The 14320-nt window shown below is 71.9% G+C and carries 17 protein-coding genes; 8 read left to right on the top strand and 9 right to left on the bottom strand.

All coding sequences use genetic code 11. The features are described 5' to 3' along the window. Nucleotides 1-5: 5 nt before the first annotated feature. Both ACZ7PG_RS03050 and ACZ7PG_RS03055 read right to left on the bottom strand, forming a co-directional pair. Entirely contained in the window at nucleotides 6-746 is a 741-nt protein-coding gene (locus ACZ7PG_RS03050) for an SDR family oxidoreductase (protein WP_470237417.1), read from the bottom strand. Between the two features lie 89 nt (nucleotides 747-835). Next, on the bottom strand, nucleotides 836-1510 hold the full coding sequence (locus ACZ7PG_RS03055) for a DUF4190 domain-containing protein (protein WP_470237418.1): 675 nt from the start codon (nucleotides 1508-1510) through the stop codon (nucleotides 836-838). A gap of 340 nt (nucleotides 1511-1850) precedes the next feature. Here ACZ7PG_RS03055 and ACZ7PG_RS03060 point away from each other — a divergent pair, with 340 nt between their 5' ends. Further along, entirely contained in the window at nucleotides 1851-2585 is a 735-nt protein-coding gene (locus ACZ7PG_RS03060; protein ID WP_470237419.1) for a hypothetical protein, read from the top strand. Here ACZ7PG_RS03060 and ACZ7PG_RS03065 read toward each other — a convergent pair. From ACZ7PG_RS03065 to ACZ7PG_RS03080, 4 genes are all read right to left on the bottom strand, one after another. After that, entirely contained in the window at nucleotides 2564-2944 is a 381-nt protein-coding gene (locus ACZ7PG_RS03065; protein WP_470237420.1) for a nuclear transport factor 2 family protein, read from the bottom strand. The two genes, ACZ7PG_RS03060 and ACZ7PG_RS03065, sit on opposite strands and share 22 nt — an antisense overlap. Beyond that, entirely contained in the window at nucleotides 2941-3390 is a 450-nt protein-coding gene (locus ACZ7PG_RS03070) for a cupin domain-containing protein (protein WP_470237421.1), read from the bottom strand. The genes ACZ7PG_RS03065 and ACZ7PG_RS03070 overlap by 4 nt, the downstream gene beginning before the upstream one ends. Before the next feature lie 13 nt (nucleotides 3391-3403). Beyond that, nucleotides 3404-4894: a flavin-containing monooxygenase gene (locus ACZ7PG_RS03075; RefSeq protein WP_470237422.1), complete on the bottom strand. Its 1491-nt coding sequence runs from the start codon at nucleotides 4892-4894 to the stop codon at nucleotides 3404-3406. Nucleotides 4895-4975: 81 nt separating this feature from the next. Next, the gene (locus ACZ7PG_RS03080) at nucleotides 4976-5803 is read right to left on the bottom strand and encodes an IclR family transcriptional regulator (RefSeq protein WP_470237423.1); all 828 of its coding nucleotides are present in this window, start codon (nucleotides 5801-5803) and stop codon (nucleotides 4976-4978) included. A 21-nt stretch (nucleotides 5804-5824) separates the two neighbouring features. Here ACZ7PG_RS03080 and ACZ7PG_RS03085 point away from each other — a divergent pair, with 21 nt between their 5' ends. The 5 genes from ACZ7PG_RS03085 (at nucleotide 5825) to ACZ7PG_RS03105 (ending at nucleotide 9928) form a co-directional block, all read left to right on the top strand. Then, a complete protein-coding gene (locus ACZ7PG_RS03085) occupies nucleotides 5825-6616 on the top strand; it encodes an SDR family oxidoreductase (protein ID WP_470237424.1) in 792 nt (263 codons plus the stop codon). Between the two features lie 13 nt (nucleotides 6617-6629). Further along, complete coding sequence (locus tag ACZ7PG_RS03090; protein ID WP_470237425.1) at nucleotides 6630-7136, top strand: cupin domain-containing protein; 507 nt, start codon at nucleotides 6630-6632, stop codon at nucleotides 7134-7136. Continuing rightward, nucleotides 7133-8026, top strand: a complete 894-nt coding sequence (locus ACZ7PG_RS03095) for an alpha/beta fold hydrolase (RefSeq protein ID WP_470237426.1) — start codon at nucleotides 7133-7135, stop codon at nucleotides 8024-8026. Before ACZ7PG_RS03090 ends, ACZ7PG_RS03095 begins: the two co-directional genes overlap by 4 nt. Continuing rightward, nucleotides 8026-8955 (top strand): DODA-type extradiol aromatic ring-opening family dioxygenase, encoded by a 930-nt coding sequence (locus ACZ7PG_RS03100; RefSeq protein ID WP_470237427.1) that lies wholly within the window; start codon nucleotides 8026-8028, stop codon nucleotides 8953-8955. The genes ACZ7PG_RS03095 and ACZ7PG_RS03100 overlap by 1 nt, the downstream gene beginning before the upstream one ends. Before the next feature lie 184 nt (nucleotides 8956-9139). Further along, entirely contained in the window at nucleotides 9140-9928 is a 789-nt protein-coding gene (locus ACZ7PG_RS03105; protein WP_470238987.1) for a glycoside hydrolase family protein, read from the top strand. On the opposite strand, the gene ACZ7PG_RS03110 is transcribed toward ACZ7PG_RS03105, so the two are convergent. Genes ACZ7PG_RS03110 through ACZ7PG_RS03120 form a run of 3 tightly spaced genes read right to left on the bottom strand, consistent with a single transcriptional unit; the run spans nucleotide 9913 to nucleotide 11912 of the window. Further along, the gene (locus ACZ7PG_RS03110) at nucleotides 9913-10350 is read right to left on the bottom strand and encodes a VOC family protein (protein WP_470237428.1); all 438 of its coding nucleotides are present in this window, start codon (nucleotides 10348-10350) and stop codon (nucleotides 9913-9915) included. The two genes, ACZ7PG_RS03105 and ACZ7PG_RS03110, sit on opposite strands and share 16 nt — an antisense overlap. After that, complete coding sequence (locus ACZ7PG_RS03115) at nucleotides 10334-11041, bottom strand: SDR family oxidoreductase (RefSeq protein ID WP_470237429.1); 708 nt, start codon at nucleotides 11039-11041, stop codon at nucleotides 10334-10336. Before ACZ7PG_RS03115 ends, ACZ7PG_RS03110 begins: the two co-directional genes overlap by 17 nt. A 1-nt stretch (nucleotide 11042) precedes the next feature. Then, entirely contained in the window at nucleotides 11043-11912 is an 870-nt protein-coding gene (locus ACZ7PG_RS03120) for a DUF427 domain-containing protein (protein ID WP_470237430.1), read from the bottom strand. Nucleotides 11913-12005: 93 nt separating this feature from the next. Between ACZ7PG_RS03120 and ACZ7PG_RS03125 the strand changes: the two genes are divergently transcribed. Together ACZ7PG_RS03125 and ACZ7PG_RS03130 are read left to right on the top strand one after the other, a co-directional pair. Further along, nucleotides 12006-12506 carry a CGNR zinc finger domain-containing protein gene (locus ACZ7PG_RS03125; RefSeq protein ID WP_470237431.1) on the top strand — a complete coding sequence of 167 codons (501 nt, stop codon included), beginning with the start codon at nucleotides 12006-12008 and terminating at the stop codon, nucleotides 12504-12506. Nucleotides 12507-12517: 11 nt separating this feature from the next. Continuing rightward, entirely contained in the window at nucleotides 12518-14194 is a 1677-nt protein-coding gene (locus ACZ7PG_RS03130) for an MOSC domain-containing protein (RefSeq protein ID WP_470237432.1), read from the top strand. Nucleotides 14195-14320 lie beyond the last annotated feature (126 nt).

Raw genomic sequence — 14320 nt, forward strand, 5'->3', positions numbered from 1 at the left:
CCGCGTCAGCCCTGGCGGGCCGGGCGGATGGTCAGGTCCCCGATCTCGACGTCGTCGGGCTGGTCGATCGCGAACGCGATCGCCCTCGCCACCGCCTCGGGGTCGATGCCGAGCTCGGCCATCGTGCGCTGGGCCTGCTCGCGCACGGCCAGGTCGTCGACGGCGTGGTCGATGAGCTCGGTGCGGACGTAGCCGGGCGAGATCGACGTCGTCCGCGGGACGCCGTCGGTGCTCTCCTGGCGCAACCCCTCCAGGAGCGTGCGGACCGCGTTCTTCGTCCCCGCGTACACCGCCTGGGTGGGGACGATCTTCAGGCCGGAGGTCGAAACGACGGTGACCAGGTGCCCGCTGCCCTGCCGGCGGAACACCGGGAGCGCCGCGGCGATGCCGTGCAGGATGCCCTTGACGTTCACGTCGACCATCGCGGACCAGCCTTCGACGTCCAGGTCGGCGACCGTGCTGATCCGGCTGACCCCGGCGTTGCCCACCAGGACGTCCAGCCGGCCGAAGCGCTCGACGGCCGTGGCGACGAGCGCGTGGAGGTCGCCGGGGTCGGTGACGTCCACGCGTACGGCGGCCGCCTTTCCGCCGCCGGCTTCGATCTCGGCGACGAGCCGGTCCAGGCGATCGGTGCGCCGGGCCCCGAGGACGACGGCCGCGCCGTGCGAGGCGAGGTGACGGGCCGTCGCCGCACCGATGCCGCTGCTGGCACCGGTGATGGCGACGACCTTGCCGTGAATGGTCACGATGATTCCCCGATCGAAGTGGACATGTGTCCGATTAGCTTAGTGGACACGTGTCCGCTTCTGTCAAGCGCGCTCCGCCGAGCCCGCGATCAGGGCTGGTAGGTGCAGAAGGCGCCGACGCTGTTGTGCTGCTCGACGACGGTCTTGCCGTCGACGGTGATCTTGCAGGTGTTGTCCTTGGCGCCCAGCTTGAAGTCGACCGGGGTGACGGAGACCGTGGTGAACGCCAGGTCGTCCATCGACAGGGTCTGGCTCCAGGTCTTGCCCTTCTCCAGGACGTCCTGGGAGTTCGCGGTGAACCCGCTGTTCCACTGCACGTTCGACTTCGCCGCCGTCGTGACCTCGAGGACGATGGTGTGCTTGGCCGACGCCGCCGCGCTCGGGGCCGCCGCGGCGGGCGCGGATCCCGCGTCCGCGACCGCGGCCGGCGCCGCCGCGGCGGGCAGGCCGTTCGCGGTGTCGTTGACGGCCTTGCCGAAGGCGGCCGCCCAGACGACGCAGATGACCAGGCCGAGCACCGAAAGCACGACCGCGGCGATGGCCAGCCCCTTGTTGCTCGCCTGGCCGCGGTTCGCGCGCAGCGTCCCGACGATGCCGAAGACGAGCCCGAGGATCACCATCGGCCACGCGATGACGCCGATGATCGGGATGAACGCGAAGATCAGGCCGACCAGGCCGAGGACGAACCCGGCGGTGCCGAGGCCGTTCTTGTACTGGACCGGAGCGGGCAGGGGTGGCACGGGCGACATCGGGGCGTAGGACACGGTTGCCTCTTTCAGTGCAGCGGCGGCAGGACCGAATGCGGTCACGCTCTGCGCCATCCGTCGCCACGCGGGCTTCGCGCGTAACAGGGCCCGGAAGCCACTCCCGGTAACGAACGGGACTCGGTCACGTCGGCTCTCGATCATTTCCGCAGTTGAGCGCGGTTGGCGACTGACTCACCGCCGTTACCCAGGGTGAGAAATTGAAGCTCTGAGTTCACTCGTACGGATTACATAAGCGGACTCGGGAGACATCTCGCGTCAGGCCGTAACGGATCACCCGTCCGGTCGATATCCCGATCGTGTCCGGACCATCCGGACCTTCACGAGGGGTCTTCACATCATGCTTCGTCACCACCTGGGAGCACTCATCGCCGGCGGGGCCGTCGCTGCCCTGGTCTGCACCGGCTGCTCGAGCACCGCCGGGACGCCGTCGCCGGCCGCCGGGTCGTCCACCGGCGCCCCGACGTCCGCCAGCGTCGCGGCCGCCTCGCTCGACGGCGCGAAGGCCGGCTCGGCCGTCGCCGCCGCCGCGAAGCAGGCCAAGTCCGTCCACGTCCGCGGCACGGTCACCGAGGGGAACGTCAACCTCGACCTGCAGCTCAACCCGGACAGCGCCAGCGGCACCGTGGTGCAGGACGGGCTCGAGATCCCGGTCCTGCGCGTCGGGGACAAGTACTTCTTCCGGTTCAGCCAGTCGCTGATCGACAAGGCCGGGATCCCGGCGTCGGTGGGCAAGCTGCTCAAGGACAAGTGGGTGCCTTCGACGTCGCAGATCGGCGCGGGGATCGGCGAGTCGTTCAAGCAGTTCCTCGACTACAAGACCTTCACCGACAACACCGTCGGCCAGCTGGACTCGGAGCCGTTCAAGGCCGGCGGGGAGACCACCACCGGCGGCATCCCGGCGCTGACGTTCACCAGCGCCGACGGCACCGCGACGGTCGCCGCCGCCGAGCCGCACTACCTGCTGCGCATGCAGGAGGCCAAGAGCGGCACGCTGGAGTTCTCCGACTGGGACAAGCCGACCACGGTCACCGCTCCCCCGGCGTCGGAGATCTACTCGGGTCCCGGCGCCTGACCGAAGGCCGGCGTGATGTCCATGTGGACGCGGTAGTCGGTCACGCGGTCCCCCGCCAGCCGCATCACCGTCACGCACGGGAGGGCCAGCCGTTCGCCGTCCGGAGCCGCCGTTTCGATCGTGAAGCGGCAGAACAGCTGGTCCTCCCCCACTTCCGCGACCTGGTCGACGACGTGGCGGACCCACGGCAACGCGCCCGCCGCGCCGGCCGTCGCCGCGGTGATCGCGGCGCGGCCGGTCAGCGGCTCGCCGTTCGCGAACACGTACGTCGCGTCGTCGGCGAACCACGACGCGAACGCCGGAGCGTCGCCCGCGTCGACCGCCGCGCACATCGCGCGGACCATCCGCTCACGGCTCACTTCCGCAGTTCCAGCCCGTAGCGGCTCATCACTTCCGCGACGAGCTTCATGTCCCGGCCGGGCGGCAGCTGGGACAGCTCGCGGTAGTAGTTCTCCAGCCCGGGCGGCGAAACCACCGCGATGACGCGGGTCTCCTCGTCGAACGGGTTGCGGAACACGTGCGGCACCCCGCGCGGCATCAGCAGCGAGTCGCCCTGGCCGAGGACGTGCCGCTCGCCGTCGAGCTCCACCTCGACGCGGCCCTGGACGCACGTGAACAGCTCGTCCTCGCGGGTGTGGACGTGGGTCGGCGGCCCGCCGAGGCCGGGCGGCACGACGTACTCGAACAGCGAGTACGCGCCGTTCGTGTCGGCGCCGGTCAGGCGGGCGTGGATGCCGAGCCCGATCGCGCCGAGGTTGGTGCCGTCGCCGGGGTGGATGACGTGGTGGCCGGTCGCGGTGCTCATCGGAACTCCTTCGCTACAGCGGGCTTTTCGCGGGTTCGGGGGCGTCCTTCAGCCGGGTCAGCACGGCCGGCGTGAGCGAGCGGTAGGCCGCGGGCACCACCGGGTTCAGCCAGTGCGTGAAGCGGGTGAAGCGGCCGATCTGCACGCCGAGGTCGCCGAGCACCTCGTCGACGTTGTGGATGGAGAACGGGATGATCTTGGTGCCGCGGCAGTGGTGCGCGCCGGTCGCGGTGTCCAGGAAAGCGAGCTGTGCGACGACGTCCGCGCGCCGGGCCGCCTCGTCGGGCAGGGTGAGCGCGCCCGCGAGGTCGGCCGCGATCCACACCGCCGCCATCTCGGCGTTGAGCGGGCTGAAGAACGACGAGTTGTACCCGTTGAAGTAGAGGCCCGGCGCGTCCAGGGGCTGGATCTGCCGGTACAGCAGGAAGTTCCCGCGTTCGTCGAAGAGTCCCTTGTGGATGGTCTCGGGCAGGAACGGGACGCCCTGGGTGAACCCGGTCGCGCAGACGACCAGGTCGGCCGGCAGCACCGTGCCGTCGGCCAGCTCGGCCTTCGGGCCGTCGGCGGAGGCGGACAGCCGCGTGATCACCTGGTCGCGACGGACGCGGATCGAGCCGTCGGCCACGCCTTCGAAGAACCCCTCGGTGGCCAGGCCGATCGCGTTCTTGATGATGTCCTCCATCCGCCCGCGCGGCACGAGGTCGTGCTTCGCGAGCCCGAACTGCCGCACCGACACGCTGCCGATGGAGTTCAGCATCGAGCGCCGCAGCCGGTTTCCCTGGCCGTGCAGGAACTTCTCGAACCCGCGCAGCCACCGGTAGCGGAACAGCGCCTCGCCCAGCCGGGTCAGCAGGAGCATCTTGAAGTTGAGCACGCCCGCGATCTTGCGCGGGACCTTCCACAGCAGCTGGCGGGCGATGACGTCGGTCGTCCCGGCGACGTCGCTGATCGCCACGGTCACGTCGCACGCGGACTTGCCGTACCCGACGACGAGGACGTGCTTGCCTCGCGCGTCTTCGACGTCGTGGAAGTCCGAGCCGGCCAGCAGCCGGCCGCCCGCCGCCTCGAACTCCGCGCGTCCCGGGTAGTCCGGCAGCGCCGGCTCGCAGAACACGCCGTTGGCGACGACGACGCGGTCGACCACCGAGGCCCCCTGCGCCCCGGTGGTCACCGCCCACCCCGCACCGTCGGGGACCACCGACTCGACGGTGGTCCCGAGCCGCAGATGAGGCGTGACGCCGAACTCGTCGGCGTAGCCGGCGAGGTACTCCTGGATCTGGGCGCCGGTCGGCCATTCCGGGAAGTGCTTCGGCATCGGGAAGTCCGAAAAGGAGTACTGGGCCTTCGGGCTCTGCGTGGTCAGCCCCGGGTAGCGCCGGGTCCGGCTCCACACACCGCCGACGTCCGGGGCCTTGTCGAAGACCTCGACGTCGTGCCCGGCCTGCAGCAGCACCTTGGCCGTGGTCAGCCCGGCCAGTCCGGCCCCGATGATCGCGACGCGCATGCCTGGTCCTCCTCGTCGAGGCATTCGTTGTGCGCCACAGCGTGGATCAGGCGCGGGCTGCCGCCCAACCGCGAGTCCTGGTCACTGGGACGGCAGCTCCGGCCGGGGCACCGCCCACCGCCGGGCGGAGTACGCGCGGCTCGCCGCCGCGGCCGCCATCCGCACGGCCGGGCCGATCCGCTCGGGCAGCACGGCGGCGCTGGGCCCGGTGACCGACAGCGCGGCGGTCACGGTGCCGGTGAAGTCGAAGATCGGGGCCGCGACGCAGCTGATGCCGAGGTTGCCCTCCTCGCGGTCGTAGGCCCAGCCCTGCTCGTGCACGACGGCGAGCGCGTGCTCCAGCGCGTCGGCGTTCGTGATGGTGCGCGGGGTGCGGCGCGTGAGGCCGGCCGCCACCACCGCCGCGACGACGTCGGCGCCGGACCAGGCGAGGATCGCCCGGCCGAGCCCGGAGCAGTGCGCCGGGATGAACCCGCCGACCTGGTCGAGCATCGGCAGCTGGCGGTGCCCGCTGATCTTCTCGACGACGAGCACCCGGGTGCCTTCGAGGACGCCGAGCTGCACGGTCGTCTTGGCCGCGGCGTAGAGGTCCTGCAGGTACGGCAGCACGGCCTCGCGCAGCTCGTGGCGCACCGGGACCAGGCCGGACAGCTCGAACAGGCGGTTGCCGATCCGGTACTTCTCGCCGGGCTTGTCCAGCCAGCCGAGCTCGATCATCCGCGCCGCGGTCCGGTGCACGGTCGAGCGCGGCAATCCGCTGCGCTCGACGAGCCGGGACAGCGTCAGCTCGCGATGGGCCGCGTCGAAGGCGTCGAGCAGCGCGGCGGCGCGTTCGAGTGCCCCGGTGACGTCTGGGGCGCTTTCGGGGTCCCGGGCAGTGGGACCCGGCTTTGGCCGGCCGGCGGTCATGGGCCGAATGTAGGTCACATCATGGAGAGCAACCAGTCCTACGCGAACCGCCGTCGCGTCGCCCTCGTCGGCGGGGGTGCCGGCGGCATCGGCTCGGCCTGCGCGGCCGCGCTGCTGGCGACCGGGCACCGCGTGGTCCTCGCCGGCCGCACGGAGTCGACCCTGGCCGAGACCGCGTCGAACCTCGGCGACGACGTCGGGCACGTGGTGTGCGACCTCGCCGACCCGGCCGCGGCGGCCGACGCCGTGACCCGGGTGCGCGAGCGCCACGGCTCGCTCGACGTCCTCGTGGTCAACGCCGGCGGGCCGGCACCCGGCCGCGTGCTCGACGTCCCGGCCGGCCAGTGGCACCACGACCTCGATCTGCTGGTCCTCGGTCCGCTGTCGCTCATGCGCGCCGCACTGCCCGCGATGGCCGAACGTGGCTTCGGCCGCATCGTCGTGATCAGCTCGACGGCGGTCCGGCAGCCGCAGCCCGGGCTCGCCGCGTCCACGGTGCTGCGCTCGGCGACGACGTCGGCGGCGAAGCTGGCCGCCCTCGAGTACGCCGACCGCGGCGTCACCGTCAACTGCGTCGCGGTCGGCGCCACGCTCACCGCGCGACGGCTGGAGATCGTGCGCGGCCGGGCCGGCGCGGCGGGCGTCGACGTCGCGACCGCGATGGCCGAGGACCTCGCCGCCATCCCCGCCGGGCGGGCCGCCGCGCCGCGCGAGGTCGCGGCCGCGGTGGCGTTCCTGGCCTCGCCCGAAGCAGGCTATGTCAACGGAACCGTGCTGACCGTCGACGGCGGCCGCACGGAATGTCCCGCCTGAGCGGAAGGTGCGCATGACCACGACCGGACCCGGCTTCGCCATGACCGACTTCCTCGCGAGCATCAGCCACACCGTCCGCCCCGACGGGCGGCGGCCCCTCGTCGTGCACGACGGCGACCTCGAAGAGATCCCGCCGGGCGCCGTCCCGAACCCGACGTCGCTGCGGATCGCCGGCACGCTGCCGACCGCGACGTTCGAACTCTTCCGGCAGGTCATCCCGGCCGGCGAGAGCTCGGACATGCAGCGTCACCACCACGAGACCGTCCACTTCGTCCTGTCCGGCGACGGCCACAGCGAGATCGAGGACGAGACCGTGAGCTGGACGACCGGGTCGTTCGTCTACACCCCGCCGTGGACCTGGCACCGCCACCACAACGACTCGGCCGGCCACCCGGTCGAGTTCCTGACCATCGAGAACTCGCGGCTGCTCGGCCCGCTCGGGCTGAACCGCCGCCAAAGCGCGGGGATGGCGAGCCTCGCCGAGGCCCGCGCCCGCTTCGACCACCGGGAGGACCAGTGACCAAGCCGATCCCCGAGCACGTCGGCATCTGGGGCGAGCTGGGCGAGCTCGAACACACCCTGCGGTACGTCGACGTGCCGCTGGACGGACGTCCCGTGCGGACGCGGGTGCTGCAGGCCGGCGCCGGACCCGACCTGGTCCTGCTGCACGGGACCGGCGGGCACCTCGAGGCCTACGCCCGCGACCTGGCCGGGCTCGCCCGCGACTTCCGCGTCACGGCCTACGACATGGTCGGCCACGGCTGGTCGGACCTGCCCGACCGGCCCTACACGATCGACGTCCTGTCCGCGCACCTCGTGTCCCTTTTGGACGTTCTCGGCATCGGGCGAGCCCACCTGTCCGGCGAGTCGCTCGGCGGCTGGGTGGTCGCCTGGACCGCCGCCCACCACCCCGACCGCGTCGACAAGCTCGTGCTCAACACCCCGGGCAACATCGCGAACAAACCCGAGGTGATGGCGCGGATGCGGGACAGCACGATGGCCGCGGTGCTCGACCCGAGCGACGAGACCGTGCGCCGCCGCGTCGAGTTCCTGTTCCACCACAAGGAGATGGTGACCGACGAGCTGGTGAACCTGCGCCGCCGCGTCTACTCCCGGCCGGGGTTCGTCCGGGCGATCGGGAACACGCTCGTGCTGCAGGACCCCGAGATCCGCAAGGACTTCGCGTGGGACCCGGCGTGGGTGTCGAAGGTGAAGGCGCCGACGCTGCTGCTGTGGACCAGCCACGACCCCACCGGCGGGCTCGACGAGGCCGAGCTGCTGCTCGGCTGGCTGCCCGACGCGCTGCTGCACGTCATCGACGACGCCGGGCACTGGCCGCAGTGGGAGAAGGTGCCGGAGTTCCTTGACGTCCACCGCACCTGGCTGCTGACCGGAGAGGACCCGTCCTGATGGCCGGGATCGCCGGGTTCGCCGGCATGTCCCACAGCCCGTTCGCGACGCTCCTGCCGCCACCGGACGAGGGCGGCCCGGGCGCGAAGTTCCTCGCCGACGCCTCGCGGGCGCGGTCCGCGGTGGCGGCGCTGGCGCCGGACGCGATCGTCGTGATCGGGCCCGACCACTTCCACGGCAACTTCTACGACGTGATGCCGCCGTTCGTCCTGGGCGTCGAACACGCGGTGGGGTTCGGCGACTTCGGCAGCACCGAAGGTCCGCTGCCGGTCGCCGGGGACCTGGCGTGGTCCGTCCACAACGGACTGACCGACGCCGGCTTCGACGTGTCGCTGTCGTACTCCCTGACCGTCGACCACGGCATCGTGCAGACCTACGAGATGCTCACCGGCGGCACCGCGGTGCCGATGGTACCGATCGTGGTCAACACGGCCGCGCCGCCGTTGCCGACGTTGCGGCGGTGTGTCGCGTTGGGTGAGGCGCTGGGGGCGGCCCTGCGTTCGGCGAGCTTCCCCGGCCGGGTCCTGGTGGCGGCGAGCGGCGGGCTGTCGCACTGGCTGCCGTCGAACGACCCCCGCGAGGTGGCCGGCGAGCGCCGCGAGTCGCTGATCCACGGCCGTGCGGACGTCCGCGCCTTCGCGGCGGCCCGCGAACCCCGCGTCCGCGCCATGGGCGGCGACCCGGGCGCGCGGGTGAACACCGAGTGGGACCGGTGGTTCCTGGACCGCCTTCGCACCGGCGACGCGGGTTCGGTGGCCGACCTGGGCCACGAGACGCTCGAAGCCAGGGCGGGCAGCGGCGGCCACGAGATCCGCTGCTGGCTGATCGGCCAGGTCGCCGCCGGGGCGCCGCTCGTCTGGACCAGCTACGAGCCGGTCCCGGAGTGGATCACCGGCATGGGCATCGGCACCACGTTCCCGGTGGCCTGACCAGCCGGTCGTGAGTGAGAAACAGTGTTAGAACACTGTTTCTCACTCACGACCTGATCTCGCGGGCAAGGACGGTACCTGTTCGCACCCTCGGCGTCGTCGCGATCTTGCCGCGGGCCTCGGCGGTGCGTTACGCCGGTAGCGGACCAGCGCGACTTCCGCCGAGGAGCAGCTCGTGAAGAAAATGCTCGCCGTCATGGCCGTCGTTCTTCTCGCTCTCGGCGGTTTCGCCTCGCCCGCCGCCGGAGCGAGCGCCAAGAAAGGCGTCAGCGCCAACCCGTACTCCGGCGCCGCGACCGCGTTGAAGGACGTCGGGGCGAAGTGGTTCTACACGTGGGCGCCCGATCCCCAGGGCATCGCCGTGCCTGCCGGGACCGAGTTCGTGCCGATGATCTGGGGACGGGACTCCGTCACGCAGGACCAGCTCGACCGGGCGAAGGCGAACGGCCGCGCCCTGCTGGGCTTCAACGAGCCGGACCTGGCGGGCCAGGCGAGCATGCCCGTCGAGACCGCGCTGGACCTCTGGCCGCGGCTGCAGTCCACCGGGCTGCGGCTCGGCGCGCCGGCCGTGGCCTACGGCGGCGACGTCGCGGGCGGGTGGCTCGACCGGTTCCTGAGCGGCGCGAAGGCCCGCGGCTACCGCGTCGACTTCATCCCGCTGCACTGGTACGGCGGCGACTTCTCCAGTGCCGCGAGCGGGCAGCTGCAGTCGTACCTGCAGAAGGTCCACGACCGCTACCACCTCCCGATCTGGTTGACCGAATACGCCCTCATCGACTTCTCCGGCTCGACGCCGCGTTACCCGTCCTCGGCCCAGCAGGTCGACTTCGTCAAGCGGTCCACCGCGATGCTCGACGGGCAGTCGTACGTCGAGCGGTACGCGTGGTTCTCGCTGTCGACGGCGACGTCCCCGACCGGCCTCTACGCCGGCACGACCCCGAACGCGAGCGGCGTCGCCTACCGCGCGGTGTAGCCGCGTTCCTGGACGATCCACGTATTGCCGTCCGGGTCGGCGAAGTCGAAGAAGCTCGCGTAGTCACGGCGGTCCGGGTCAGCACCCGGTGCGTAGTCCCCTTGCCAGTCCGCGGACTTCTTGTGGCGTAGCGCGCTGACCGGCACGTCGCGGCCGGCCAGTTCCCGGTGTGCCGCCTCGATGTCGGTCACCACCAGGTAGTGGTCCCGGGCCGAACCCGGGGCCGCGCCGGTCAGGCCGACCCCGAGCTGGATGGACGCCGCCGACCCGGGCGGGGTCAGCTGGACGACCCGGAAACCGTCGTTCGGCGCGTAGTCGACGTCGAGAACGAACCCGAGGGCGCGGTAGAACCGGACCGCCCGGTCGACGTCGGTGACCGGCAGCGTGAGGACCTCGATGCTGAACTCAGACAAGGGGTTCACCGCCGTCGACGTTGAGGGAGACACCGGTCAGGAAGCCGCTGCCCAGCGCGAAGACGACGGCTTCGGCGATCTCTTCGGGACGGCCGACGCGACGCGCCGGGCTGGTGGCCGCGCGGGCGGCGAACAGCGCGGCCTTCTTCTCCTCGCCGAGCGCGTCGTAGGCCCCGGTGTCGATCGTGCCCGGCGAGACCGCGTTCACCCGGATCGGGGCCAGCTCCACCGCGAGACCCCGGGTCAGCGCGTCCACCGCGGCGTTGGTCGCGCCGACGGCGAGCATGCCGGCGGCGGGCTTGCGCGCCGACGATCCCGAGAAGAAGACGAACGAGCCGTCTTCGGGCATGCGGGGCGCGAAGTGCTTCGCCAGCAGCAGCGGGCCGAGCACCTTGACGTCGAACGACCTCAGCACGACGTCGTGGGCGAGCTCCCCGACCGTGCCGCGGGCCCGGGCCGACGCCGTCGACACGACGTGGTCGACCCGGCCGAGCCGTTCGGCCAGGGCGGCGACGGAGGCTTCGTCGGTGAGGTCGACCGACGCGGTGGTGACGTCCGGATCGTCGTAGACGAGGGACTTTTCGTCGCGTCCGGCGACCACGACCGTGGCCCCGGCCGCGCGGACGGCGAGCGTCACCGCGCGGGCGATGCCGCTGCCGCGGCCGATCACGAGGACCGTGCGGTCCTTCAAGGAAGTCATCTCAGTGTCCCTTCGAGGTGAGCAGCTCGTCGGGGTCCAAGCCCCGGTCGATGCCGTGCGGGGTGACGGTCTGGCCCGGTTCGAGGGACAGCTTGCGGCCGTCGAGGGTCACGTCGACGACGTCCGGTTCGAACGACACGAACCCGGACACCCGCTCGACCTCGGGCCACGCCTCGGGGTACGACCACGCGGCGCGCTTGCCGGACCCGATGTCGAAGTAGCCGGCCAGCCCCTTGTACGGGCAGAAGGTCTCGCCCTCGACCGGCGTCAGCGCGTCCAGGTCGATGTCCTCGCGCGGCACGTACCAGCGCGGCGCGAAGCCCGACTCGTACAGCACGACCGGGCGCCGGGTCTCGGCGACGACGCGGTCGCCGTCGCGCACGACGAGGTGGCGCGAGGTCTGCCGGATGTCGACGCGGTGGTACGGATCGGCCGCGTGGCCGACGATCCGCTCGTCCTCCTCGTAGAACGCGTCCATCGCCCGCCAGGCGAACGCGACGCGGTCGCGCAGGACGTCGGCGTGGCCCGGGAGGCCGCTGTGGCGCCAGGCGGCGCGCGGGGCCTGCTTGTCGGCCGTCCAGACCGCGTACCACTCGGTCGGCCCGAGGTCGCGGTGCGTCGTCGTCCGGTTCTCGGCGACGAGCACGTCGTCGCGGACGTCGGCGAGCGGGAAGTACGCCACCGGGTAGCGGCCGGGCTCGTGCAGCAGGACGACGTCCTCGCTGTCGGCCACCCACTCCCCGCCGAACCGCACGCGCATCCGCCGCCGCAGCGGCTCGGCGAACAGCAGCCGCTCGGGCAGCGGCTGCTCGACCAGGAAGTGCCCCACCGCCCGCGTCGCCAGTGGTCCTTGCTGCCAGGCCAGTCCCATGACCTCCTCCTAACCTTTTAAACTTTGTTTGATGGTTAGACATGGAAGCACCGGTACTGTAACCTGTCAAGTGTGAGTTTGGAGGTTAGGCCGATGAAGACCGACGAGACGCTGCTCCTGGACCTGCTGAACACCACCCCGGTGCGTGACGGCGTCCCGGGGGATGACCTCGCCGACGAGGCGGCGGCCCGGCGGTGGCTCGCCGGCCACGGGCAGCCGGCCACCGGCGACGAGCACCGCGCCCTGCTCGAGGCGCGGTCCGCGCTGCAAGGGATCGTCCGCGGTCACGAGGCGCCCACCGCCGCCGCGCGGTTCGTCGCCGACGTGACCTACCGGGCGTCCTTCGGCGACGACGGCGTCGAGTGGGTCCTCGACGTGCCGGCCGGGCGGTCGGCCGCCGCGCGGGCGGTGCTCGCCTGGGACGCGCTCGCCAAGTCGAGCCCCGGCCGGCTGCGCCCGTGCGCCAACCCGGAGTGCCGGTTGTTCCTGATCGACCACAGCAAGCCCAACAGCGCCCGCTGGTGTTCGATGGCCGTCTGCGGCAACCGCATGAAGGCCCGGCGGCACTACCAGCGTTCCCGTTCGGCGGAATGAAGGAGACGACCATGGCGCGCTTGGTGTCGCTGAACGTCGGGATGCCGAAGGACGTGCCCTGGGAGGGGCGGACCGTCCACACGGGAATCTTCAAGTACCCCGTCGGCGGCAGGCTGATGGTCCGCCGCCTGAACGTCGACGGCGACGGCCAGGGCGACCTGGGCGGCCACGGCGGCGAGAACCGCGCGGTGCTCGTCTACCAGCGCCAGTCCTACGAGCACTGGCGGCGGTTCCTCGGCCGCGACGACCTCGAAGACGGCCAGTTCGGCGAGAACTTCACCGTGGACGGCCTGCCCGACGACGAGGTGCACATCGGCGACCGGTACCGGATCGGCGAGGCCGAGTTCGAGGTCACCCAGCCGCGCGTCACGTGCTTCCGCGTCGGGATGCGCCTGGGCGAGCCGCGGATGCCGTCCCTGCTGGTCGCGCACCACCGGCCCGGCTTCTACCTGCGCGTCATCACCGAAGGCCACGTCGAAGCCGGCGACGAGATCGTCCGCACCCGGACCGGCCGCCACGAGATGAGCGTCGCGGACATCGACGCGCTCCTCTACCTGCCGGGCCGCGACGCCGACGCGCTCCGCAAGGCCGTCGACATCCCCGCGCTCAGCCCCGGCTGGCAGGGGTCGTTCCGCGACCTCCTGGCCACGGCGCCCACCCCCGCGCCGGCCGGCTGGCGCGGCTTCCGCCGGCTGCGCGTCGCCCGGGTGGTGCCCGAGAGCACGACCGTGTCGTCGATCCACCTGGCCGCCGACGACGGCGCGCCGCTCCCCCGGCCCGAACCCGGCCAGTACCTCACGCTGCGCGTCCCCGGCGCCGGCGACCCCGCGCCGGTGCGCAGCTATTCGCTGTCGGCGGCGCCGTCGGACCACGAATACCGCATCAGCGTCAAGCGGGACGGGGTGGTCAGCGGCTACCTCACCACCCGGCTCGCCCCCGGCGCGCTGGTGGACGTCGCCGCGCCCCGGGGCGACTTCGTCCTGGCCGACGACGACCGTCCCGTGGTGCTGGTGTCCGCGGGCATCGGCGTGACGCCGGTGCTGGCGATGCTGCACGCGCTGGCCGCGCGCCGGACGTCCCGGGAAGTCCGCTGGGTGCACACCACCCGGACGGCCGCCGAGCAGGCGTTCACGGCCGAGGCACACCGGCTCGTGGCGAGCCTTCCCCACGGCCGTGAACACCTCCACTACACGGCCGAGAGCGGCCGGCTGACCCTCGCCGAACTGTCCACTATGGACCTTCCGACCGACGCGACCGCGTACCTCTGCGGCCCGGACGCGTTCATGACGGCGATGCGGGAAGCACTGGTGTCGCTGGGCTTCGACGCTGCCCGGGTCCACAGTGAACTCTTCGGCGGCGTGTCTGCGATCAACCCCGGGCTGACCGGCGTCGTCCGGAAGACCCCGCACGTCCCCGCGGGCGCGGCCGGAACCGGCCCGGCGGTGACGTTCGCGCGCAGCGGCCTCACGGTGCCGTGGAGCGAGGAGTACCCCAGCCTGCTCGAGTTCGCGGAGGCGTGCGACGTGCCGACGCGCTGGTCGTGCCGGACCGGGGTCTGCCACACGTGCGTGACACCGCTGCTCTCGGGCCGCGTGAAGTACGACCCCGACCCCCTCGAACCGCCCGCCGACGGCGAGGCGCTCGTCTGCTGCGCCCGGCCCCGGGAGGACGTCGTCCTGGACCTCTGAAAGCCTCGTCAGAGGAGCAGGCTGGTGAGAAAGCCCAGCAGCAGGCACACCCCGCAGATCTTGACGATCGAAATCGGCGTGAAGAGGATTTTCATGGTCGTCACTTTCCTTTCCGGAGATCCCCTC

The organism is Amycolatopsis sp. NPDC114504 (assembly GCF_055633595.1).

Excerpts from the sequence above, each read along its gene's own strand:
- ACZ7PG_RS03060 (WP_470237419.1), top strand. The coding sequence starts at position 1,851 with ATGCTTCGTCACCACCTGGGAGCACTCATCGCCGGCGGGGCCGTCGCT.
- ACZ7PG_RS03070 (WP_470237421.1), bottom strand. The coding sequence starts at position 3,390 with ATGAGCACCGCGACCGGCCACCACGTCATCCACCCCGGCGACGGCACC.
- ACZ7PG_RS03075 (WP_470237422.1), bottom strand. The coding sequence starts at position 4,894 with ATGCGCGTCGCGATCATCGGGGCCGGACTGGCCGGGCTGACCACGGCC.
- ACZ7PG_RS03080 (WP_470237423.1), bottom strand. The coding sequence starts at position 5,803 with ATGACCGCCGGCCGGCCAAAGCCGGGTCCCACTGCCCGGGACCCCGAA.
- ACZ7PG_RS03085 (WP_470237424.1), top strand. The coding sequence starts at position 5,825 with ATGGAGAGCAACCAGTCCTACGCGAACCGCCGTCGCGTCGCCCTCGTC.
- ACZ7PG_RS03090 (WP_470237425.1), top strand. The coding sequence starts at position 6,630 with ATGACCACGACCGGACCCGGCTTCGCCATGACCGACTTCCTCGCGAGC.
- ACZ7PG_RS03100 (WP_470237427.1), top strand. The coding sequence starts at position 8,026 with ATGGCCGGGATCGCCGGGTTCGCCGGCATGTCCCACAGCCCGTTCGCG.
- ACZ7PG_RS03105 (WP_470238987.1), top strand. The coding sequence starts at position 9,140 with ATGCTCGCCGTCATGGCCGTCGTTCTTCTCGCTCTCGGCGGTTTCGCC.
- ACZ7PG_RS03115 (WP_470237429.1), bottom strand. The coding sequence starts at position 11,041 with ATGACTTCCTTGAAGGACCGCACGGTCCTCGTGATCGGCCGCGGCAGC.
- ACZ7PG_RS03120 (WP_470237430.1), bottom strand. The coding sequence starts at position 11,912 with ATGGGACTGGCCTGGCAGCAAGGACCACTGGCGACGCGGGCGGTGGGG.
- ACZ7PG_RS03125 (WP_470237431.1), top strand. The coding sequence starts at position 12,006 with ATGAAGACCGACGAGACGCTGCTCCTGGACCTGCTGAACACCACCCCG.
- ACZ7PG_RS03130 (WP_470237432.1), top strand. The coding sequence starts at position 12,518 with ATGGCGCGCTTGGTGTCGCTGAACGTCGGGATGCCGAAGGACGTGCCC.